Source organism: Microcella frigidaquae, from assembly GCF_014200395.1.
Classification (GTDB): Bacteria; Actinomycetota; Actinomycetes; order Actinomycetales; family Microbacteriaceae; genus Microcella; species Microcella frigidaquae.
The window spans coordinates 1,959,110-1,980,252 of the sequence record NZ_JACHBS010000001.1 but is presented as its reverse complement, the minus strand read 5'-3'; the positions used below and the strand labels follow the sequence as shown (position 1 = coordinate 1,980,252).

The following is a 21,143-nucleotide window of genomic DNA, read 5'->3' as shown; positions in this document are numbered from 1 at the left end:
ATGGCAACTGTGACCTTCGACAAGGCCACCCGTCTCTACCCGGGCTCGACCGTTCCCGCCGTCGACGCCCTCGACCTCCAGATCGCCGACGGCGAGTTCCTGGTTCTCGTCGGCCCCTCCGGCTGCGGCAAGTCGACCTCGCTGCGCATGCTCGCCGGCCTCGAGGAGGTCAACGACGGCAACATCTTCATCGGCGACCGCAACGTCACCGACGTGCCGCCGAAGGACCGCGACATCGCGATGGTCTTCCAGAACTACGCGCTGTACCCGCACATGACCGTGGCCGAGAACATGGGCTTCGCGCTCAAGATCGCCGGCGTCAGCAAGGACGAGCGCGCCAGCCGCGTGCTCGAGGCCGCGAAGCTGCTCGACCTCGAGCCCTACCTCGACCGCAAGCCGAAGGCCCTCTCGGGCGGTCAGCGCCAGCGCGTCGCGATGGGCCGCGCGATCGTGCGCCAGCCCCAGGTCTTCCTCATGGACGAGCCGCTGTCGAACCTCGACGCGAAGCTGCGCGTGCAGACCCGCACCCAGATCGCCTCGCTGCAGCGCCGCCTCGGCGTCACCACGGTCTACGTCACCCACGACCAGACCGAGGCCCTCACCATGGGCGACCGCATCGCGGTGCTCAAGGACGGCATCCTGCAGCAGGTCGGCACCCCGCGCGACCTCTACGAGACCCCGAACAACGTCTTCGTGGCCGGCTTCATCGGCTCGCCCGCGATGAACCTGTTCCCGGCCGAGGTCGCCGACGGCGGCGTGAAGTTCGGCTCGGCCATCGCGCCGGTCGCGCGCGACGTGCTCGCGTCGACGAGCGAGAAGCTCGTCACGGTCGGTGTGCGCCCGGAGGACCTGATCATCAACGAGAAGGGCGACGGCCTCGCCGTCACCGTCGACATCGTCGAGGAGCTCGGGGCCGACGGCTACCTGTACGGGAACGCCGAGGTCAACGGGCAGCGCGTCGACATCGTCGCCCGCGTCGACGGCCGCGTGCACCCGCACAGCGGCGACACCGTCTACCTGACCCCGGAGCCGAAGCACGTGCACGTGTTCGACACCGCTTCGGGCCTGCGTCTCAACAAGGAGCCGGTCGCGAGCTGATTGCGCAGAACCTCGATGGCGAGGGCGGACGTACCGACCGGTGCGCCCGCCCTCGTCGCGTTTCGCGGCCCGAGCGCCGCATCCTGAACCCCCGACGGGAGACCCCATGAGCGCCTCGCTCTCGATCACCTCCGCCGTCACCGATCCGGCGCTGCTCGACCTGCCCTGGCACCAGCCGCTCGAGCTCTGGCCGGACGACACGATCGCCTCGCTGCCGAAGGGCATCTCGCGGCACCTCGTACGGTTCGTGCACCTCGGCGACGTCGTCGTGGCGGTGAAGGAGACGACCGAGGAGATGGCGCGGCGCGAGTACGACCTGCTGCGCACCCTGCAGCGCCTCGACATCCCCTGCGTCGAGCCCGCCGCGGTCATCACCGAGCGGGTCGCCGACGACGGCGAGGCGCTGCTGCCGGTGCTCGTCACCCGCCACCTGCGCTTCTCGCTGCCCTACCGGGCGCTGTACTCGCAGACGCTGCGCCCCGATACCGCGACCCGCCTCGTCGACGCGCTCGCCCTGCTGATGGTGCGACTGCACATCGCGGGCTTCTTCTGGGGCGACGTCTCGCTGTCGAACACGCTGTTCCGGCGCGACGCGGGCGCCTTCGCCGCCTACCTGGTTGACGCCGAGACCGGGCAGCTCTACGAGGGCGGCCTGTCGAACGGCCAGCGGGAGAACGACCTCGAGATCGCCCGCGTGAACATCGCCGGCGAGCTGCTCGACCTCGAGGCCGGCGGCCGCCTCGACGAGGACATCGACGCCATCGAGACGAGCAACCGCATCATCGAGTCGTACCGCTCGCTGTGGAAGGAGCTCACCGGCTGGGAGTCGTTCGACCGCTCCGAGCGGTGGCGCATCACCGACCGCGTGGAGCGGCTCAACGACCTCGGCTTCGACATCGAGGAGCTCGCCATCACCACGGACGGCGACAGCACGCAGGTGCGCATCCGCCCCAAGGTCGTGGATGCGGGCCACCACTCGCGCCGCCTGCTGCGGCTCACCGGCATCGACGCCGAGGAGAACCAGGCGCGGCGGCTGCTCAACGACCTCGACGCCTACGCCGCCCAGAACCATCCCGACCGCGAGGGCGACGAGGAGGTCGTCGCGCACGAGTGGCTCATGCGCGTGTTCGAGCCGGTGATCCGGGCCGTGCCGAAGGATCTGCGCGGCAAGCTCGAGGGGCCGGAGCTGTTCCACCAGCTGCTCGAGCACCGCTGGTACCGCTCGCAGGACGAGGGCCGGGCGATCCCGCTCGCCGAGGCGCTGAGCTCGTACATCGACACGGTGCTGCGCCACCGCCGCGACGAAGCGACGATGATCGCGCCCGTCACCGAGACGCTCTCGCTGCCCGTGCTCGACACGAGCGAGATCGAGATCGTCGAGGGCGACGAGCTGGCCCCGGGCAGCTGGCGCGACAAGGTCTGATCGGCGGCGCGGGGCGGGCGGAGCCAGGCCCCCGAACGCGATCGCCGCGCGGGCCCGAGGGCTCCGCGCGGCGACCGGCAGGGCATCCGTCTACAGGTTCTTGACGGCGGTGAGCACCTTCGTCAGCGAGTCCTTCGCGTCGCCGAACAGCAGCGTTGTCTGCGGTTCGAACAGCAGGTCGTTCTCGATGCCCGCGAAGCCGGGACGCATCGAGCGCTTGAGGAAGACGACCTGACGGGCCGCGGCGACGTCGAGGATGGGCATGCCGAAGATCGGCGACCCGGGGCTCGTCTTCGCGGCCGGGTTCACCACGTCGTTCGCTCCGACGACGAGGGCGACGTCGGCGTTCTTGAACTGCGGGTTGACCTCGTCCATCTCGCTGAGCACCTCGTAGGGCACGTTCGCCTCGGCGAGCAGCACGTTCATGTGCCCGGGCATGCGGCCAGCGACCGGGTGGATGCCGAACACGACCTCGATGCCCTTCGACTCGAGCGTCGCCGCGAGCTCGGCCATCGTGTGCTGCGCCTGGGCGACGGCGAGACCGTAGCCCGGCACGACGATGACGCGCTGCGCGTAGCCGAGCAGGATCGCCACGTCCTCCGCGCTCGAGCTGCGCACCGGGCGGTCGCTCTGCGCGGTCGAGCCAGCGGTCGAGCCGCCGCGGAACGCCCCGAACAGAATGCCCGCCACGCTGCGACCCATGGCCGAGGCCATGGCGCGCGTGAGGATCGTGCCCGAGGCGCCGACGAGCGTGCCCGCGACCAGCAGCAGCGTGTTGCCGAGCACGAGGCCCGAGGCCGCCACCGTGAGGCCCGTGAAGGCGTTCAGCAGCGAGATGACGATCGGCACGTCCGCGCCGCCGACCGGCAGCACGATCAGCACACCGAGCGCCGTGCCGAGGGCGAGGAGCACGTAGCTGGCGACCGCGTCGCCGGTGAGCACGAGCCAGACGGCGCTCGCGAGCGAGCCGAGGGCGACGAGGCTGATGACGACCGGAGCGCCCGGGAAGACGATCGGGCGGGTCGGCATGAGCTCCTGCAGCTTGGCGAAGGTGATCGCCGAGCCCGAGAAAGAGACCGCCCCGACGAGCACGGTGAACGCTACCGCGATGACGGCGCCGAGCTCGTCCGCGACGAGCGGCAGCTCGAGCAGGGCGACCAGGGCCGCCGCGCCGCCGCCGACGCCGTTGAACAGGGCGACGAGCTGCGGCATCTGCGTCATCTTCACCAGGCGCGAGGCCGGAACCGCGATGACCGTGCCCAGCGCGATCGTGCCGAGGATGAGCGCGATGTTGTCCAGCTCAGTCGAGAGGAAGACGACGACCATGGCCACGAGCGCGCCGAACGCGCCGATCAGGTTGCCGCGGCGCGCCGACTTCGGCGACGACAGGCCCTTGAGGGCCAGGATGAAGCAGACCGCGGCGACCAGGTAGAGCAGAGCGGTCCACTCGGGGGTGAGCACGATCACTTCGACTCCTCCTTCTTCGCCGACGACGCCGGCGCGGGCTTGCGTCCGCCGAACATCTCGAGCATGCGGTCGGTGACGACGAAGCCGCCGACCAGGTTGACGGTGGCGAGCAGCACCGCGATCAGGGCGACGACGAGCACCGGGATGCTCTCCGCCTGCCCGGCGACGATCACGGCGCCGACCAGGATGATGCCGTGGATGGCGTTCGCGCCCGACATGAGCGGGGTGTGCAGCGTGCTCGACACCTTCGAGACGACCTCGAAGCCGACGAACACGGAGAGCACGAAGAACGTGAGCAGGGTGATGGCGTCCATTACTTGCCGCCCTTCCGGTCGGCGAGGGCGGCGGCGGTCGGCTCGTGCCGCACCGCTCCCTCGTGGGTGAGACAGGCGCCCGCGACGACCTCGTCGTCGAAGTCGGGCACGAGGGCGCCATCGCGCGTCATGAGCGCGACGAGGTTGGCGATGTTCTGACCGAGCAGGCGCGAGGCGTCGTACGGCATCGTCGAGGCCGCGTCCTTCATGCCGACGATCGTGACGTGGCCGCCGTCGACCGGCACCTGGACGTCCTCGCCGGGCGTGGCGCCCTCGACGTTGCCGCCGGTCTCGGCGGCGAGGTCGACGATGATCGAGCCGGCGGCCATGCCCTTCACCATGCTCGCGGTGACGAGGCGGGGCGCAGGGCGGCCGGGGATCGCCGCCGTCGTGATGATGATGTCGGCATCGGCGACGTACGGGGCGAGCAGTTCGCGCTGGCGGTCGGCGCGGTCGGCGGCGAGCTCCTTGGCGTAGCCGCCCGCCGCGTCGGCGGCGGCGTCGAGGTCGAGGTGGATGAACGTGCCGCCCATCGACTGCACCTCATCGGCGGAGGCCGAGCGCACGTCGTAGGCCGAGACCTTCGCACCGAGGCGCTTGGCAGTGGCGATGGCCTGCAGGCCGGCGACGCCCGCACCGAGCACGAGCACCCGCGCGGGCGGGATCGTGCCCGCCGCCGTCATGAACAGCGGCAGGAAGCGCGGGAAGCGCATCGAGGCCTCGAGCACGCAGCGGTAGCCGGCGACGAGCGCCTGCGAGGTGAGGGCGTCCATCGACTGCGCGCGCGAGATGCGCGGAATCAGCTCGAGCGAGAAGGCGGTCACGCCGCGGTCGGCGAGCGCCTTGACCGCGTCGAGCTCGCTCGCCGGCGAGGCGAAGCCCACCGTGATGGCGCCCTTCGGCAGCTTCGCGATCGTCTCGCGGTCGAGCGGGCGCACGTGCGCGAGCACGTCGACCTTCGACAGCGGGATGCTCGCCGCGAGCTCAGCGCCGGCCTCGGCGTAGGCGGAGTCGGGGTAGCCGGCCGCGACGCCCGCCCCCTTCTGGACCGTCACCGCGTAGCCCGCGGCGACGTACTGGGCGACGGCCGCGGGGGTGGCCGCGACGCGGCGCTCCCCCTCGATCGGCTCGCGCCGGATGGCGATCTTCATGCACAGCTCCACTTCGGAGGGTCAGGAAACACGGTCAGAGTATCCCGATCCAGGCCCCCGGAGCGGCTTCTTCGCGCGTCTTGACTTGAAAGATTCTGCGATGTTTACCAGATCGCAGACGGCGGTCAGGCGAGGATGGAGACCGGGTTCTCGATGCGGGCCACGAAGGCGGCGAGCCAGCGTGCGGCGAGCGCGCCATCCAGAACGCGGTGGTCGGCCGACAGCGTGACCGACATCACGGTTCCCACCGCGAGAGCCCCGTCGACGACGACGGGGGCCTGGCGTGCCGCGCCGACGGCGAGGATGCCCGCCTGCGGGGGGTTGATGATCGCGCTGAACTCCTGGGTGCCGAACATGCCGAGATTCGAGACGGCGAAGCTGCCGCCCTCGATCTCGTGCTGCTTCAGACCCCCGCTACGGGCGCGCGTCGCCAGGTCGACGATCGCAGCCGACAGCGCGGAGACCGAGAGCCGCTCGACGCCGCGGACCACCGGGGTGACGAGACCGTCGTCGAGCGAGACGGCGATCGCGATGTCCACCGTGCGGTGGCGCAGCATCCCCTCGTCGGTCCAGGTCGTGTTGGCCTCCGGCACGTCGACGAACGCCGCGGCGACCGCCTTGACGACCAGGTCGTTGACCGAGACCTTGACGCCGTCGATCGCGTTGAGCTCGCGCCGCAGTTCGAGGAGGCGGTCGACCCGGCACTCGGCCGTGAGGTAGAAGTGCGGCACCGTGCTCTTGCTCTCGGTGAGCCGGCGCGCGATCGTCTTGCGCATGCGCGAGGCCGGGATCAGCTCGGGCTCGAGGCCGGCGGGCGCGGTGGGCACCGCAGCCGGCGCCGGAGCAGCGGCGGGAGGAGTCGCGGCGGGGGCGGCAGCCGTCGTGGCCGCAGCGGGAGCACCGGCGAGCAGCGCCTCGATGTCGCGGCGCACGATGCGTCCCTCGGGGCCCGAGCCGCGCACGCTCGCGAGGTCGAGACCGTGCTCGCGAGCGAGGCGCCGCACGAGCGGGCTGATGAACCGGCGGCCGTCCGCGGCCGGAGCGACGCTCGCAGCATCGGCGGCAGGTGCGGCGGCCGGTGCCGGAGCGGCGGGCGCCGGTGCCGGAGCCACGGCGGCAGGAGTCGCTGCCGCGTCCGACGGGGCCACCACCACAGAACCCCCGGCGGACGCGGCAGACGGGTCTGCCGCGGGGGAAGCGGGGGCCACCTCCCCCGCCTCCCCCACGAGTGCGATCGGGGCGCCGACGTCGACAGCGTCGCCCTCCCCGATGAGGAGCTGCAGGACGGTGCCTGCGGTCTCGGCCGTGTACTCGACGACGGCCTTCTCAGTCTCGATCTCGGCGAAGGGCTGACCGACCTCGATCGTGTCTCCCTCGGCCACGAGCCACTTCTGCACGGCCGCCTCGGTGACGTTGGCGAGCACCTCGGGCATGCGGATCGTGGTTGCCATCAGCGGGCTCCCCCGGCGTTGCGGCGCACCGACTCGAGGCCGGCGACGACCTCCTCGGTGCGGGCGATCGCGGCGCGCTCGAGCACGCGCGAGATCGACGGCGACGACTCCTGGCCGGTCACCCGCTGCACGGGCTGATCGAGCCAGTCGAAGAAGCGGCGCTGGATCTCGTCGGCGAGCCATCCGCCGTAGCTGGTGCCGATGGCTCCCTGCTCGACGATGAGCACCGCGTTGGTCTTCTTCACGCTGGCCTCGATGGTCGCCCAGTCGAGCGAGGCGCGGTCGAGCCAGCGCAGGTCGATGAGCTCCGCATCCATGCCGGTCTGCTCGATCGCCTCGACGCAGTGGCGCACCATCGAGAGGTAGCTGATGACCGTCACCTCGGAGCCCTCGCGGCGAACCGCGGCGGTTCCCGGCGGGATGATGTAGTCGAGGTCGCCGGCGAGGATCGTGTCCTTCTCGTTGTACAGGTCGACGTGCTCGATGACGAGCACCGGGTCCTGCAGTGCGAGGGCCGCGTTCATGAGGCCGACGTAGTCGGCGGCCGACGAGGGGGCGACGATGCGCCAGCCGGGGCTGGTCGCGAAGATGCCGGCCGGGTCCATGAGGTGCTGCGAGCCGTAGCCCGAGCCCATAGCGACCTTGGTGCGCAGCACGAGCGGCACCGGGTTGTCGCCGCCGAACATGTGGCGCGCCTTGCCCACCTGGTTGAACACCTGGTCGGCCGCCACCCACATGAAGTCGGGATACATGAACTCCACGACGGGGCGGAACCGGCCGTCGAGGGCGAGGCCGCCCCCGAGTCCCATGAAGGCGTTCTCGCTGATCGGCGTGCCGAGCACGCGGTCGGGGTAGGCGGCGGCGAGGCCCTTGGTCGCGCCGTTCGTGCCGCCCTTGAGGCGGTGGATGTCCTCCCCGAGCACGACGATGCGCTCGTCCTCGCCCATCCGACGCTCCATCACCGCGGCGACGGCGTCGACGAACTTGATCTCCTCGCGCGCGGCGTCGGAGCGGCTCGGGTCGAGCACGCGCAGGCCGCTCAGCTCGGAGCCGTCGCCGCGCACACCGACGTTGACGAAGGCGGTGTCGGGCCACAGCTCGGGGCGGATCCGCCGACGACCCTGCTTCTCGGGGTCGGCCTCGAGCAGCTCGGCGGTGGCCGCATCCATCGCGGCGACGGCCTGGGCGCGCACGCTGTCGACGCCGGCCTGGTCGATGAGGCCGAGCTTGATCATCTCGGCGGCGACCCGGTCGAGCGGGTCGCGCTTCTTCCACTCCTGCTCCTCCTCCTTCGTGCGGTAGCCGAAGGCGCTGCCCGGGTAGGGGCCGTTCTGGTGGAAGAAGCGGTAGACCTCGGCCTCGACGACGACCGGACCCTTGCCGCTGCGCATGTGCTCGATGGCCTCCTGCATCGCGAGGTGCACGGCGAGCGGGTCCATGCCGTCGACGCGCCAGGAGGGGATGCCGAAGCCCTGGCCCCGCACCGAGAGGCGGGTGTCGGCCACGGCCTCCTCGATGTGGGTCGAGACGGCGTAGAGGTTGTTCTCGACGAAGAAGGCGACCGGCAGCTTCCACGCGGCGGCGAGGTTCATCGACTCGAGCACCGAGCCGATCTGCGCGGCGCCGTCGCCGAAGTAGTTGATCGTCAGGTCGGTCGTGCCGGCGTGCTTCTGGGCCCAGGCGTTGCCGGTGGCCATGGGGGCGCCGCCGCCGACGATGGCGTTGGTGCCGAGGGCGCCGGCCTCGAACCACTGCAGGTGCATCGAGCCGCCGCGACCGCGGCAGTAGCCCTGGGCGAGACCGAGGATCTCAGCGAGCGTGCGCTGCAGGACGGTCTGGATGTCGGCGGTGACGAGCGCGTCGAGGGCGAGCCCGCTCGGGGCGACGTGGGTGAGCGCCTTGGCGAGGAACTGGTGGTGGCCGCGGTGCGAGCCGTTGACGGCATCGCTGGAGCGCAGGGTCACGATCGAGCCGACCGCGCCGCCCTCCTGCCCGATGGACGAGTGGGCGGGGCCGTGCACGAGGCCCTCGGCCGCGAGGTCGAGCACGCGCTCCTCGAAGGCGCGGATGAGGTGCAGCTGACCGAGCATGGTGGCCAAGAGGCCCGGGTCGGCCGCCTTCCAGTCGGCGGCGGTGGTCGTGATCTCGACCCACGGGACCTCGGTCTGCAAACGTCGCTGTTTCGCCATACTGCACACGGTAGCGGGCATTGCATCCAATCGCAACCGCGTTTGGGGCTTTTCCTTCCTAGCGATGCCCGAGGGCGGCTATATTGCATCCAGTCACCGAATGATCTTCCGCTGGAGGCACCCATGGCACTGCCCGGACTGCGCGGCACCGAGCACATCGGCTTCACGGTGCCCGACCTGGAGGAGGCGCACCGCTTCTTCGTCGATGTCATCGGCTGCGAGTACGTGTACCGGCTCGGCCCCTTCGAGCGCGACGACGACTGGATGCAGGAGCACCTCAACGTGCACCCGCGCTCGGTCATGCGCGAGCTGCGCTTCTACCGCTGCGGGCACGGCCCCAACTTCGAGGTCTTCCAATGGGAGCCCGCCGACGGGCAGGCGCCGCAGCCGCGCAACAGCGACATCGGCGGCCACCACCTCGCGTTCTACGTCGACGACCTCGACGCGGGTGTCGCGCACCTGAGGAAGCACGGCATCCGCGTGCTGGGCGAGCCGACCGCGAGCCGCAACGCGAGCGAGGGCCAGCGCTGGGTGTACTTCCTCAGCCCGTGGGGCATGCAGTTCGAGCTCGTGAGCTTCCCCGACGGCAAGGCCTACGAGCGCGACACCGACGTGGTGCTGTGGCACCCGGCGCGTCCGGCAGAGTAGACCGGTGACCCCTCCCCGCGAGCACGGTGCCGCCACGGCGCACGTCGCCGACCGCGTGCGCGAGGCGATCATCCGCGGCGCGTACCCGCCCGGCACGCGCATCCGGCAGGAGGAGCTCGCCGAAGAGACCGGCGCGAGCCGCGTTCCCGTGCGCGAGGCCCTGCGCGTGCTCGAGGCCGAGGGACTCGTGACGCTCGTCGCCAACACCGGCGCCTGGGTCTCGTCGCTGAGCCTCGGCGAGTGCCAGGAGATCTACCGCGTGCGCGAGCGGGTCGAGCCGCTGCTGCTGCGCATGAGCGGGCCGGGGCTCTCGGGCCCGGTGCTCGACGAGCTCGAGGCGCTCGCCGAGCGCATGTCCGCATCCGACGACCCCGAGGCCTTTCTCGAGCTCGACCGCGCGTTTCACCTGCTGACCTACACCGGCACCACCACGGTCGTGCTGACCGACCTCGTGCACCGGCTCTGGAACCGCACGCAGGCGTACCGGCGCGTCTACACCCGGCTGATGGATGATCGCGCCCGTCGCACCGTGCACGACGAGCACCGGCTCATCGTCGGGGCCCTGCGCGACCACGACATCGACGCCGCCGAGAGCCTGCTCGCCGGGCACATCCGGCGCACGCGGCGCCAGCTCGCGAGCCACCCGGAGGTGTTCGCCACGCCCGAGGAGGGCTGAGCCGCCCCACCGGGGCGCGCCGGCCCACCGGGGCGCGCCGGCCGAGCGGTCAGCGACCGGGCCGCATCGCCTTCATGGCCTGCAGCACCTCGACCGCCGAGGCGGGCGGGCGCGGCTCGGCGTCATCGTCGGCGTGCCCCAGGTCGGCGAGCGACTGGTACGCCATCTCGCGCCGGCCGATCACGAACCAGATGCCGCGCGCGGGCGTCTCGCTCGAGTTGATGTAGAGGTGCGGCCGGTTGGCGTCGAAGCAGAACGAGTCGCCGGGCTCGAGGTCGTAGCTCTCGAAGTCGATGCGGAGGGTCAGGCGACCCTCGAGCAGCACGCCGTACTCGAGCGCGGCGTGGCGCATGAGCTTGCCCTCGACCGATGAGGAGGCGCCGGGAGCGTAGGTGACGATGAGCGGGTCGGCCACGGCGCTCTCGCCGACGGAGAGGCGCTCCCAGGTGACGCCGTTCTCCATCTCGATGACCGGGTTGTCCTCCCGACGCTGCACGACCGCGTCGCTGCGCCGGTCGGTCGACGGCTCGGGGGCGCTGCCGACGGACGACACGTCGCCTGCCGAGAGCGGACCGGGCATCACCCGATTGGTGCCCATGAGGGCGTCGAGCGAGATGCCCAGGTGGTTGACGAGGGCGTACAGGGTGCTGACCGAGGGCTGGGTCTTGCCGGTCTCGACCTGCGAGAGCAGGCTGGCCGACACTCCGACCGCCGAGGCGACCGCCCGCAGGCTCAGCTTCTTCGACTCGCGCACGCGGCGGAGTTCGGAGCCGAGATCGAACTGCATGGGTCGCCCTTTCGTCGTGCATGATCGTCGTTGATCAACAGCCTCGGTGAACAACACCGTCCCGCGAGCATACCCGACGAGGCGGTCTACCCCCGCCTGAGCCGCCGCTTGCCAGCAACTCGGAAGCGCCGCAGTGCCGACGCCCTGACTCTCGAGGCTGTGAAGCGCTACTGTACAGAGGGGTGCACAGGCGCGCCCCTCGATCGAGAGGACCTCCTCATGGACACCGCTCCCACCCGCATCGGCTTCCTCGGACTCGGCGCCATGGGGCGCGGCATGACCGCCCGGCTCGTCGATCAGGGCTACGCGGTGCTCGCCTGGAACCGCAGCGCCGAGCCGACCGAGCAGCTCGCCGCCGAGCACGCGGCGGTCACCCGCGCCGACAGCGTCGCGGCCGCCTTCGCCGGCGCGAGCGTCGTGCACTCGATGCTCACCGACGACGCGGTCGTGCTGGGGGTGTTCTCCGACGAGCTGCTGGCGGGCATCCCGGCCGGCCGCGTGCACGTCAACCACGCGACCATCAGCCCAGCCGCCGCCGCCGAGCTCGCCGAGAGACACGCCCGGCACGGCGTCGGCTACGTGAGCGCCCCCGTGCTCGGCCGCTCGACGGTGGCGCACACGGGCGCCCTGCTCGTGGTCGCCTCGGGCGACCCCGACGCGATCGCGATCGCGACGCCGACCATGGAGGCCCTCGGCGCGCGGCTCTGGAACCTCGGCACCGACCCGCGCCTGGCCGCCGTCGTCAAGATCGCCGTCAACTACTCGATCCTCAACGCCCTGCAGTCGATCGCCGAGTCGGTCACGCTCGTCGAGGCCGGGGGCATCGACCCGAGCACCTTCGTCGAGATCCTCACGCACACCGCGTTCAGCGGCTCGGCGCACAAGGGCTACGGGCCGATCATCGCCGAGAAGCGCTACCAGCCGGTCGGCTTCGCGATGTCGCTCGGCCTGAAAGACCTCACTCTCGTCGAGGATGCGGCGGCCGAGCTCGGCGTCGCCCTCCCCGTGGCTCCGGTGCTGCACGAGCTCTTCGAGGCCGCGCTCGCCGACCCCGAGCTCGCGCAGCTCGACTGGTCGGCGGTGGCCGAGATCACGCGGAGGCGGCGCGGCTGAGCGGGCGCATCCCGCGCGAAGGAGGGCCCGGTGGTGCCGACCCGAACGGCGCCACCGGGCCCACCGCGACCCGACGCCACCGGGTGATCCGATGACGCCGGGCGGGATCGTGCGCTACTTGCCGCCGCGACCGTCGATGGTGTTGAGGTGCGACTGCGAGTCGCGCAGCGTGCTGAGCTCGCCGCCGACCGCGTAGTAGCGCTTGCCGGCCACGAGCAGCGTCTCGGCCGGGAACTTCGTGATGACCTCGCAGCCGTCCTTGGTGACGACGACTTCCTCCTCGATGCGGGCGGCGCCCCAGCCATCGGCCGCGGGCCAGTAGGTCTCGAGGGCGAAGACCATGCCCTCCTCGAGTACCTCGGGGTGGTCGAACGACGTCAGGCGCGAGAAGATCGGCTTCTCCCAGATCGACAGACCCACGCCGTGCCCGTACTGCAGGGCGAAGGCGGCCTCCTCGTTCGCGAAGCCGAACTCCTCAGCCTTGGGCCAGACGGCGACGACGTCGGCCGTGGTGGCACCGGGCTTCACGAGCGCGATGGCGCGATCCATGTACTCGCGGGCCCGTGTGTACGCATCCTTCTGCGCCTGGCTCGCCGAGCCCACCGCGAAGGTGCGGTAGTAGCAGGTGCGGTAGCCGTTGTAGCTGTGCAGGATGTCGAAGAACGCCGGGTCGCCCGGGCGGATCAGCCGGTCGCTGAACACGTGCGGGTGCGGCGAGCAGCGCTCGCCCGAGATCGCGTTGACGCCCTCGACGTACTCGGAACCGAGGTCATAGAGGGTCTTGGCGACGAGACCGACGGTCTCGTTCTCGCGCACGCCGGGCCGGAGGAAGTCGTAGAGGTTCTCGTAGGCGGCATCGACCATCGACGCGGCCTGGGTCAGCAGGCGGATCTCGTCGTTGGTCTTGATGCGACGGGCCTCGAGGAAGATCTGCTGGCCGTCGACGACCTGGATGCCCTCCTTCTGCAGCGCGAACAGGATGGGCAGCTCGATCACATCGACCCCGAGCGGCTCGTTCGCGAGCCCGAACTTCTCGAGCTCGCGCTTGACCTTGCGGGCGACCTCCTCGGCGATGCCGGCGTCGGGCGGGAACGCGCCGCGGAGGGTCGAGATGCCCGCGCGCGAGCCCGACTCGAGCCGAGGCCGAGTGGCACCGTGGTGCGGGGCGTGCGGGTCGGCGTCGGCCTCCGAGTGCGTGTGGTCGAGCCACGGGTTGTAGAGCGAGTGGTGCTTCGCCGCCGAGCCGAAGTCCCAGACGATGGGGTCGGTCTTGCGGGTGAGCAGCGCGAAGCGGATCAGCTTGTCCATCGCCCAGGTGCCGATGTGGGTCGCAGACATGTAGCGGATGTTCGAGAAGTCGAAGGCCAGGACGGCCCCGACGTCAGACTTCTCGAGCTGCGCCTTCAGCCGGAGGAGACGCTCGGTACGGAGGCGGTCGAAGTCGACGCGTGCCTCCCAGTCGACAGCGTTCATGCCCGTGGTGCCGGTGCTCTTCATGGAGATCGCTCTCTTCTCTTGCTCGTTCGGCCGTCCTCGTCGATCAGACGAGGATCATGCCGCCTTCGATGGGGATGATCTGGCCGGTGATGTAGTCGCTGTCGGAACCGGCGAGGAAGATGCCGGTCGGCACGATGTCCTCCGGGTCGGCCGGACGGCCGAGCAGGATGCCCGAGGACATCGAGGCGAAGTTGTTGTGCGCCTCGCCGATGGCCTCGAGGTCGCGGTCGAGCTTGTCCCACAGCGGTGTCGCGACGACACCCGGCGCGAAGCCGTTGACGGTGATCCCGTGCTCGGCGAAAGCGCGCGCGGCCGACTGGGTGAGTGAGATCACCGCGGCCTTGGCCGCGCTGTACGGGGCGAACGACGAGAAGCCCTGCCGGCCCGCGATGGACGCGGTGTTGACGACCTTGCCGCCCCCGCCCTGGGCGATGAACTGACGGACGGCCTCCTGGGTGCCGATGAGCACTCCGAGGGTGTTGACCTTCATGATCAGCTCGAAGTTGTCCTCGGTGATGTCGAGGTACTTCATCGGGGCGTTCATGCCCGCGTTGTTGAAGTAGGCGTCGAGCCGGCCGTGCCGCTCGACGGTCGTGGCGATGCCGGCGGCGACGGATGCGCGGTCGGTGACGTCGACGCGCACGGCGCTGGCGCTGCCGCCCGTGGCGACGATCTCGTCGGCGAGCGCCTGAGCACCCTCGAGATTGAGGTCCGCGATCACCGCGGTGGCACCCTCGGCCGCGAATCCGCGCACGAGGGCGGCACCGATGCCGGAGGCGCCCCCGGTGACGATGATGGTCCGGTTCGTGAGTCGACCCGTCATGAGGATGCTCCTTTGCGTCCAGGTTTCGGTCGTAGCGGGAGGGGTGGATCGCACCACCGCTCGGTGTTCACTATAGGTGAACTTGGCGGATGGCGCCATCCCTGTTGGCTGAACAGCCCTCGCCGACCAGCCCCCGTTCCCGTCGCGACACCAGCCGCCGATTTCCGGAAAGTCCCGCGCGATTTCGGGCGAGATGCAGGGTGCATCGGCACGCACGGGCTTGCCTCCGGCCGGTTGCGTGGTGTTGAGTCTGGGTACAAGCATGGCCTGCAGTTCCCGCGACGCGTCTGCCGAGCCTGCACGGAGTCCAGCACGAAGGAGTGACACCATGGCATTCACCGTCACCGGCGTCCACCATGTGGGCATCACGGTCCGCGACATGAAGCGATCGTTCGAGTGGTACACCCGCATGTTCGGGGTGCAACCCGGCCCCGTGAACCACGGGTCGGGCCCTGACCTCGAGCGGGGCGTGCAGGTGCCCGGCGCCGAGCTCTCGTTCTCGATGATCCGCATCGGCAACGTCAATGTCGAGTTCCTCGAGTACCACCAGCCGGAGGGCAAGGACTGGGACCGCAGCAACGGCGACGTCGGCTCGGCGCACATCTGCCTCGAGGTCGACGACATGGACGCCGCCTACGCCGAGCTGATCGAGCGCGGCGCGGTCTTCAACGGCCCGCCGGTGACGCTGACCGACGGTGACCTCGCCGGCTCGCAGTGGGCGTACCTGCGCGATCCCGACGGCATCCAGCTCGAGATCTGGCAGTACCCCAAGAACTGAGCCGACGACGAAGGGCGGGCCCCTCAGGAGCCCGCCCTTCGCGGTCGTTCGGCGGCCTAGTGCTTGTGGCCGTCCTCCTCGCCGAGGTACTTGTAGGGGTTCGCGATCGGCTCGTCCTCGGGCAAAGCGGGGTTCATCCACTCCTTCCAGGCGTCCTCTCCGAGCTGGCCGCGAACGTACTCGACCGAGGCGGCGACGCGGTCGGCGACCGGCTTGAGCGGCATGCCGATGCGCTGGCCCTGGTACTTGACGACCTTGCCGTTGACCACGACCGTGTGCACGTCAGCGGTGCCCGCCTGGTACACGACGTGGGCGTAGGGGTTGAGGATCGGCGTCATGACCGGCGACTCGTCGTTCTTGAGCAGCACGATGTCGGCCTTCTTGCCCACGGTGATCGAGCCGAGCTTGTCGGCCATGCCGATCGTGTGCGCGCCACCCATGGTGGCCTGCCACACGGCGTCCTCCGCCTTCATGCGGTTGACGTTGACCGTCTCGCCCTTGTTGTGGGCCTCGAGGTGGTCGCGCGACCGGAACGAGCTGAGGGTGGAGCGCATCGCCGAGAAGAAGTCGGCGCTCCACCACACGCTGGTGTCCATCGACAGCGAGGCGGTGATGCCGTACTTCTTGGCGACCCACGCCGAGGGGTAGCCCTGGCCGGCGCTCTGCTCGCTCTCCGTGGCGATCGAGATGGTGCCGCCGGTCGCCGCGATCTTGTGGTAGCTGTCGGGGCCGAGCGACGATGCGTGCACGTAGGTGACGGTGTCGTCCATGAAGCCGTGCTCGTACATCAGGTCGATGTTGGGGTCGCCGTTGACGCCCCAGACACCGGCGTGGGTCGTGACGCGCAGGCCGAGCTCACGAGCCGCCTCGAAGGCGCCCTTCTCGTGGAAGTCGGGGCCCGAGTTGACGTCGAAGGCCACCTGCAAGCCGAACATGTCGTCGGTCGTGAAGTTCTTCACCCACTGCTGGAAGCCGGGCTCGTTCATCCACTCCCACGGAGCGCCGAGGTAGTTGCCGTACGCGAGCACGTACCGACCGGGGATGCTCTTCAGCGCCTCCACGGCGGCGTCGGCGTACTCGGGGGTGCGCAGCGCGTGCGACCAGTCGACGGTCGTCGTGACGCCGTCGTCGACCGACTCGAGCGCGCTGAGCTGGTTGCCCGCCGCGATGTCCTCGGCACGGAAGACGTGGCCCCAGGTGAGGTAGTAGAAGACGAAGTACTGGCTCAGCGCCCAGTCGCCGCCGTAGCCGCGCAGCGCGGTCTGCCACATGTGGCGGTGCGTGTCGATCATGCCGGGCATGACGATCCCGCCCTTGGCATCGATCTCGAGCGTGCCCGCGGGCACCTCGAGGTTGTGCCCGACACCGGCGATGGTGTCGTCGATGATCAGCACGTCAGCGTTCTCGAGAACACCGGCCGAGTCGACCGTGATCACCGCCGTGGCGTTGCGGAAGACGACGGGCCGGCCGGGAGCGAAGTCCTCGGCGCGGGGCGCGACGGCATCGGTCATGAGTTCCTCCTCGTTGAGCAATTCATCAAAGGTGTACGTAGGTGTACAGCGCTGCTGAAATACTAAGTCCATACGCCTGAATCTTTCTAGTCCTCACAGCAACCCTTCGGAAGGGGATCGCGCATGGTGATCGACCCGAAGCAATGGGGGGCTCGCGTGGCCGGAATGGCGACCATCGCCGCCGCCGGCGTCGCCGTGATCTACGTCCCGCAGCCGGTGCAGCCGCTGGTCAGCGCCGAATTCGGCGTGACGGGCCCGACCGCCTCGGCGGCCACCATCGCGGTGCAGGTCGGCTACGCGCTCGGGGTGGTCCTGCTCGTCTCGCTCGGAGACCGATACTCCGCGCGGCGTCAGGTCACCGCGCAGCTGGTCGCGACGTCGGTCGCGCTCGTCGCAGCGGGGCTCGCGCCCGCGTACAGCATCCACGTCGCACTCTGCCTCGTCGCCGGGGCGACCGCGACCGTCGGGCAGCTGCTGATCTCGGCCGCTCTCCGGCTCGCGCCCCCGGCAGCCCGCGCACGCACCGCCGCGGTGCTGCTCGGCTCGTTCCTCGTCGGACTGTTCCTGGTGCGCACGGCGCTGGGCGCGGTCGCCGAGGCTGTCGGCTGGCGCGGCGCCGTCGTGCTGTGCGGGATCGTCGTGCTCGCCCTCGTGCCGCTCAGCCTCCGCGTCTCGCCCGCCGAGGCGCCGTCCTCTCCCCCGGCCTACCGGGCGATCCTCGCGACCATCCCGCGAGTGGCCGCGCAGTCGTCGACGCTGCGTCTCATGACAGTGGTGCACACCCTGTGCTTCATGGCGTTCATCGCCCTGTGGGCGACCGCGACACCCTACGCCATCGAGGAGCTCGGCCTGAGCGTCTCCGCCGCGGCCCTGCTCGGCGTCTCCGGCCTGCTCGGCGGCGTCATCACGATGACCGCCGCACCCGTCCATGCGCGGGTCGGGGTTCCTCGGTCGCTCGCCATTTCGATCGCGACGGGCTTCGTCGGGGTCACCGCGCTCGCCCTCGCTCCGAACGCGCTCCCGGTCGCGGCGCTCGGGCTCCTGCTGCTGTCGGCGGGCATGAGCAGCGAGCAGGTCTCGACCCAGGCGGTCGGGCTGGCTTCGGTCGCCCCCGAGCAGGGCGGGCGGGCGAACACCGTCTACATGGGCACCACGTTCCTGGGCGGCGCACTCGCCTCGACGGTCGCGGCGGCCCTGTACGCCGAGCTTGGCTATCGGGCCGTGGCCGTGCTCGGGGCCACGCTCATCGCGGCCGCCGCATCCCTCGCCCTCATCGCGCATCGACGCGGGATGCTCACCCCGACACCGCGCTGACGGCGCGGGGCCCGGCGCTCCTGCGCACGGGCCCCGCGGCTCCCTCGATGGGTGGTATCAGGTGAGGCGCCACCCGCGGTCGACGTACAGGCTCGCGCCGGAGATGCCCTGGTTGTCGAGCAGGAACATCGTCGCGTGCACGACATCACCCATGGTCGCGAGCTTGCCGCCGGGCGTGCGCGCCTCATAGCCCTCCAGTGCCGCCGGCTTGTCCGCCCAGAAGGGGCTGTCGCCGATGATGCCGGGGTGCAGGCCGTTGACGCGCATCGGCGCGAGCTCGAGGGCCATCGAGTGGGTGAGGCCCTCGACGCCGCCGTTGATCGTGGCGACCGTCGTCGACCCGGGGTACGGGGCGTCCTTCGCCCGTCCGCCGAAGAGCACGATGCCGGTCTCGCGGCTGGCCGGCATCCGGTCGAGCAGCGTGTGCACGGTCTCGGTGTACCCGACGAGCTTGAGGGTCACCAGGCGGCGGGCGCGCGCGATGTCGTACTCGCGCACGGTGTTCGCGTCGCGCTCGATCGCGGCGAGCACGAGGCCGTGGATCTCCCCGACGGGCTTGAGGCTCTCGGCGATCTGCTCGGGCTCGGAGATGTCGACGGCGAGGCCCTGGGCGTTCGGCCCGACCTCGGCGGCGACGGCTGCGGCGCGCTCCTGGTCGCGACCAGTCAGGATGACGTTGTCACCACGGCCGACCACCTCCTTCGCGATCTCGAGGCCGATGCCGGAGGTGCCTCCGACGACGAGGATGGTGCGCTGGCTCATTGCTCCTCCTTGAGCGTGATGCGGCGTGAGCGGCGTCACACCGGGTCGGGTGGGGGCGCGGGCCTACTCGGCGCCGAGCTTGTCGGTCAGGTACGTCCAGTCGCGCTGGAACCGGTAGGCGTGCCGCGGCGGCATCTGCGGCGACTGCGTCTCCAGCCAGCGCACCGGGGCTCCGGTGGCGCGGAACGAGTGCACGCAGCCGACGCCCGCCCAGGCGATGTCACCGGGCTTCATGCGCACCTCGTAGCCGTCGAAGGTCGCGTCGACCTCGCCGTCCATGATCAGGTACGCCTCCTCCAGCGGGTGGTCGTGCGGGCCGGCGACGCCGTCGGGCTCGTACTGCACCATGAACATGGTGTGCAGCACCGAACCGAGGTCGCTGTCGACCATCATCTTCAGCGAGATGCCGCTGTAGACCAGCAGGGCGGTGCGCATGCTCGCCGACTGGGCGAGGAGCTCCTGCGACTGCTTGCCGGGGTTCATCTGCTCGGTCGTGATCGCCCCGAACGAGCGGGTGCGCGGGTCGCGCGGGTCGACCTTCACGGGCTCTCCCGGCGCGATGTCCGCGACGCGGTAGGTGTCGTAGTCGTGCTGCGGCCGCGGGGGCGGCGAGTAGATGTCGCTCCAGACGGCGACCTCGTCACCGGTGTTGTGCCACGAGTGCGGCACGCCGAGCGGGATCACGCCGTAGTCGCCGGCGACCAGGTGCACGGTCGCCTCCGGAGTGACGAGGATCACCTCGCCCTCGACGAGGTGGAACGACTCCTCGAAGGAGTGGATGTGCGTGGGGATGATGCCGCCGGGCTCGAGGCGGGACATCCCGAAGTCGGTGTGGGCGGATCCGTCCTCGAAGCCGACGGCGCACCAGCGGGTGTAGCCGCGCGCGTCGGGCGCGAGCGCGCCGGGCTCGCGGTAGTCGGCCTCCTCGGCACGACGGACGACGTAGCGATCGGTCATCATCGACTCCTCCAGCAGTAGGACGGCAAATCCCGTCCGTTCACTATAACTGAACGAGGTCTATGCGGTCGTATCTTTCTCGGTCAGCTCGCGGCGAGCAGGTCGCGCAGCAGCGGGGCGTTCTCCGGAGAGGGTGAGAGCTCTCCGCGCTCCAGTCGCTCGGCGAGGCGCAGCACGGCCTCGTTGACGGGAGCCCGTCCGCCGAGCTCAGCCCGCTTGCGCACGATGTAGCCGCTGAAGGCGTCGAGCTCACCCCGGCGGCCCTTCTCCCAGTCCTGCAGCACAGCGACCTTCGTGCCTGGCTGCGAGAAGTGCGAGAGCACGCGGTCGAGCAGGTCGAGCGAGTACTGGTCGCCATCGGGGACGTCCTCGGGCGCGATGCCGAGAGCGGGGCGGATGGCGATGCCGAGGTCGAGCGCCAGCGCATAGGCCTCGCGCGACATCGCGTCCATGACCGGCCGGATGCCCGGCATCGTGGCCGCCTCCAGCAGGGGCACCCCGAGCAGGGCGGAGGGCAGCATCTCGGGGATGTTGGCGATGAGCTTCATCCACTTTGCCGAGCGCACGTCGTCGGTCACCTCGACCGTGGCCGCGGGCGCGAGGACGGCGGCCAGCTGCTCGAGCCGCGCGGTGCGGGCACCGTCGAGCGTGCCGATCGCGAACCAGGTGCCCGCCGGGGTGACCTCGCGGTTGATGTAGCCCGGCTCGGGAAGGTTCGCCGCGATGCCCATCGCGCAACCGATCGTGCGCTCGGCGCCGAGCAGCTCGGCGCTCTCGTCGATCGTCATGCCGTTCTGCAGGCCGACGAAGACCGAGTCCTCGCGGAGGAGCGGCCGCATCAGCTCGGCGACCCAGCGGGTGTCGTAGGTCTTGACCCCGGTCAGCACGATGTCGAACGGCTGGCGCAGCTCTGCCACCTCGCACAGGTGGCGGGCCCGCACCGCGACGGTGCGCTCGGCGCCGAGGGTGTTGACCGTGAGCCCGTCGGCGCGCATGGTCTCGACGTGGGCGGGCCACTGGTCGATGAGCGTGACGTCGAACCCCGCCTCCGCGAGGTCGGCGCTCACCGACCCTCCGACAGCTCCCGTTCCGACGACCGCGATCCGTACCGACTCGAGCTCCATCGCCCGCTCCCTCACTGTTCAGCGACTATGAACAGGGCGAGAGTACCCCGCCGAAGCGGC

The 21,143-nt window shown here is 70.5% G+C and carries 19 protein-coding genes; 7 read left to right on the top strand and 12 right to left on the bottom strand.

What is annotated here, in order from left to right; translation table 11 throughout:
- A complete protein-coding gene (locus BJ959_RS09790; protein ID WP_153981522.1) occupies positions 1 to 1,098 on the top strand; it encodes an ABC transporter ATP-binding protein in 1,098 nt (365 codons plus the stop codon).
- A 106-nt stretch (positions 1,099 to 1,204) separates the two neighbouring features.
- Entirely contained in the window at positions 1,205 to 2,521 is a 1,317-nt protein-coding gene (locus BJ959_RS09785; RefSeq protein ID WP_153981523.1) for a DUF4032 domain-containing protein, read from the top strand.
- Between the two features lie 90 nt (positions 2,522 to 2,611).
- Here BJ959_RS09785 and BJ959_RS09780 read toward each other — a convergent pair whose 3' ends face one another.
- The 5 genes from BJ959_RS09780 to BJ959_RS09760 form a co-directional block, all read right to left on the bottom strand.
- Complete coding sequence (locus BJ959_RS09780; protein ID WP_153981524.1) at positions 2,612 to 3,988, bottom strand: NAD(P)(+) transhydrogenase (Re/Si-specific) subunit beta; 1,377 nt, start codon at positions 3,986 to 3,988, stop codon at positions 2,612 to 2,614.
- Complete coding sequence (locus tag BJ959_RS09775) at positions 3,985 to 4,302, bottom strand: NAD(P) transhydrogenase subunit alpha part 2 (protein WP_153981525.1); 318 nt, start codon at positions 4,300 to 4,302, stop codon at positions 3,985 to 3,987. The genes BJ959_RS09780 and BJ959_RS09775 overlap by 4 nt, the downstream gene beginning before the upstream one ends.
- Entirely contained in the window at positions 4,302 to 5,453 is a 1,152-nt protein-coding gene (locus tag BJ959_RS09770) for a Re/Si-specific NAD(P)(+) transhydrogenase subunit alpha (protein ID WP_153981526.1), read from the bottom strand. The genes BJ959_RS09775 and BJ959_RS09770 overlap by 1 nt, the downstream gene beginning before the upstream one ends.
- A gap of 125 nt (positions 5,454 to 5,578) precedes the next feature.
- A complete protein-coding gene (locus BJ959_RS09765) occupies positions 5,579 to 6,904 on the bottom strand; it encodes a dihydrolipoamide acetyltransferase family protein (protein WP_183321969.1) in 1,326 nt (441 codons plus the stop codon).
- The gene (locus BJ959_RS09760; RefSeq protein ID WP_153981527.1) at positions 6,904 to 9,093 is read right to left on the bottom strand and encodes an alpha-ketoacid dehydrogenase subunit alpha/beta; all 2,190 of its coding nucleotides are present in this window, start codon (positions 9,091 to 9,093) and stop codon (positions 6,904 to 6,906) included. The genes BJ959_RS09765 and BJ959_RS09760 overlap by 1 nt, the downstream gene beginning before the upstream one ends.
- A 123-nt stretch (positions 9,094 to 9,216) precedes the next feature.
- On the opposite strand from BJ959_RS09760, the gene BJ959_RS09755 reads away from it, so the two are divergent.
- Entirely contained in the window at positions 9,217 to 9,741 is a 525-nt protein-coding gene (locus BJ959_RS09755; RefSeq protein WP_153981528.1) for a VOC family protein, read from the top strand.
- A 4-nt stretch (positions 9,742 to 9,745) separates the two neighbouring features.
- Positions 9,746 to 10,417, top strand: coding sequence for an FCD domain-containing protein (locus tag BJ959_RS12725; protein ID WP_153981529.1), 672 nt, complete (start codon positions 9,746 to 9,748; stop codon positions 10,415 to 10,417).
- 49 nt (positions 10,418 to 10,466) lie between these two features.
- Here the strand turns inward: BJ959_RS12725 and BJ959_RS09745 are convergent, their stop codons facing one another.
- Positions 10,467 to 11,204 carry a cupin domain-containing protein gene (locus BJ959_RS09745; RefSeq protein WP_153981530.1) on the bottom strand — a complete coding sequence of 246 codons (738 nt, stop codon included), beginning with the start codon at positions 11,202 to 11,204 and terminating at the stop codon, positions 10,467 to 10,469.
- A 219-nt stretch (positions 11,205 to 11,423) separates the two neighbouring features.
- On the opposite strand from BJ959_RS09745, the gene BJ959_RS09740 reads away from it, so the two are divergent.
- Entirely contained in the window at positions 11,424 to 12,317 is an 894-nt protein-coding gene (locus tag BJ959_RS09740) for an NAD(P)-dependent oxidoreductase (protein WP_153981531.1), read from the top strand.
- A gap of 114 nt (positions 12,318 to 12,431) precedes the next feature.
- On the opposite strand, the gene BJ959_RS09735 is transcribed toward BJ959_RS09740, so the two are convergent.
- Together BJ959_RS09735 and BJ959_RS09730 are read right to left on the bottom strand one after the other, a co-directional pair.
- Positions 12,432 to 13,814 carry a M24 family metallopeptidase gene (locus BJ959_RS09735; RefSeq protein ID WP_153981532.1) on the bottom strand — a complete coding sequence of 461 codons (1,383 nt, stop codon included), beginning with the start codon at positions 13,812 to 13,814 and terminating at the stop codon, positions 12,432 to 12,434.
- 43 nt (positions 13,815 to 13,857) lie between these two features.
- Complete coding sequence (locus BJ959_RS09730) at positions 13,858 to 14,637, bottom strand: SDR family NAD(P)-dependent oxidoreductase (RefSeq protein ID WP_153981533.1); 780 nt, start codon at positions 14,635 to 14,637, stop codon at positions 13,858 to 13,860.
- Positions 14,638 to 14,965: 328 nt separating this feature from the next.
- On the opposite strand from BJ959_RS09730, the gene BJ959_RS09725 reads away from it, so the two are divergent.
- A complete protein-coding gene (locus tag BJ959_RS09725; RefSeq protein ID WP_165879003.1) occupies positions 14,966 to 15,415 on the top strand; it encodes a VOC family protein in 450 nt (149 codons plus the stop codon).
- Positions 15,416 to 15,471: 56 nt separating this feature from the next.
- Here the strand turns inward: BJ959_RS09725 and BJ959_RS09720 are convergent, their stop codons facing one another.
- The gene (locus BJ959_RS09720) at positions 15,472 to 16,926 is read right to left on the bottom strand and encodes an amidohydrolase family protein (RefSeq protein WP_153981535.1); all 1,455 of its coding nucleotides are present in this window, start codon (positions 16,924 to 16,926) and stop codon (positions 15,472 to 15,474) included.
- Between the two features lie 123 nt (positions 16,927 to 17,049).
- Here BJ959_RS09720 and BJ959_RS09715 point away from each other — a divergent pair, with 123 nt between their 5' ends.
- A complete protein-coding gene (locus BJ959_RS09715; protein ID WP_153981536.1) occupies positions 17,050 to 18,240 on the top strand; it encodes an MFS transporter in 1,191 nt (396 codons plus the stop codon).
- A 57-nt stretch (positions 18,241 to 18,297) separates the two neighbouring features.
- Here the strand turns inward: BJ959_RS09715 and BJ959_RS09710 are convergent, their stop codons facing one another.
- From BJ959_RS09710 to BJ959_RS09700, 3 genes are all read right to left on the bottom strand, one after another.
- Positions 18,298 to 19,002 carry an SDR family NAD(P)-dependent oxidoreductase gene (locus BJ959_RS09710; protein WP_153981537.1) on the bottom strand — a complete coding sequence of 235 codons (705 nt, stop codon included), beginning with the start codon at positions 19,000 to 19,002 and terminating at the stop codon, positions 18,298 to 18,300.
- Between the two features lie 63 nt (positions 19,003 to 19,065).
- Positions 19,066 to 19,959 (bottom strand): cupin domain-containing protein, encoded by an 894-nt coding sequence (locus BJ959_RS09705; protein ID WP_153981538.1) that lies wholly within the window; start codon positions 19,957 to 19,959, stop codon positions 19,066 to 19,068.
- 83 nt (positions 19,960 to 20,042) lie between these two features.
- The gene (locus tag BJ959_RS09700) at positions 20,043 to 21,083 is read right to left on the bottom strand and encodes a ketopantoate reductase family protein (protein ID WP_153981539.1); all 1,041 of its coding nucleotides are present in this window, start codon (positions 21,081 to 21,083) and stop codon (positions 20,043 to 20,045) included.
- Between the last annotated feature and the right edge of the window lie 60 nt (positions 21,084 to 21,143).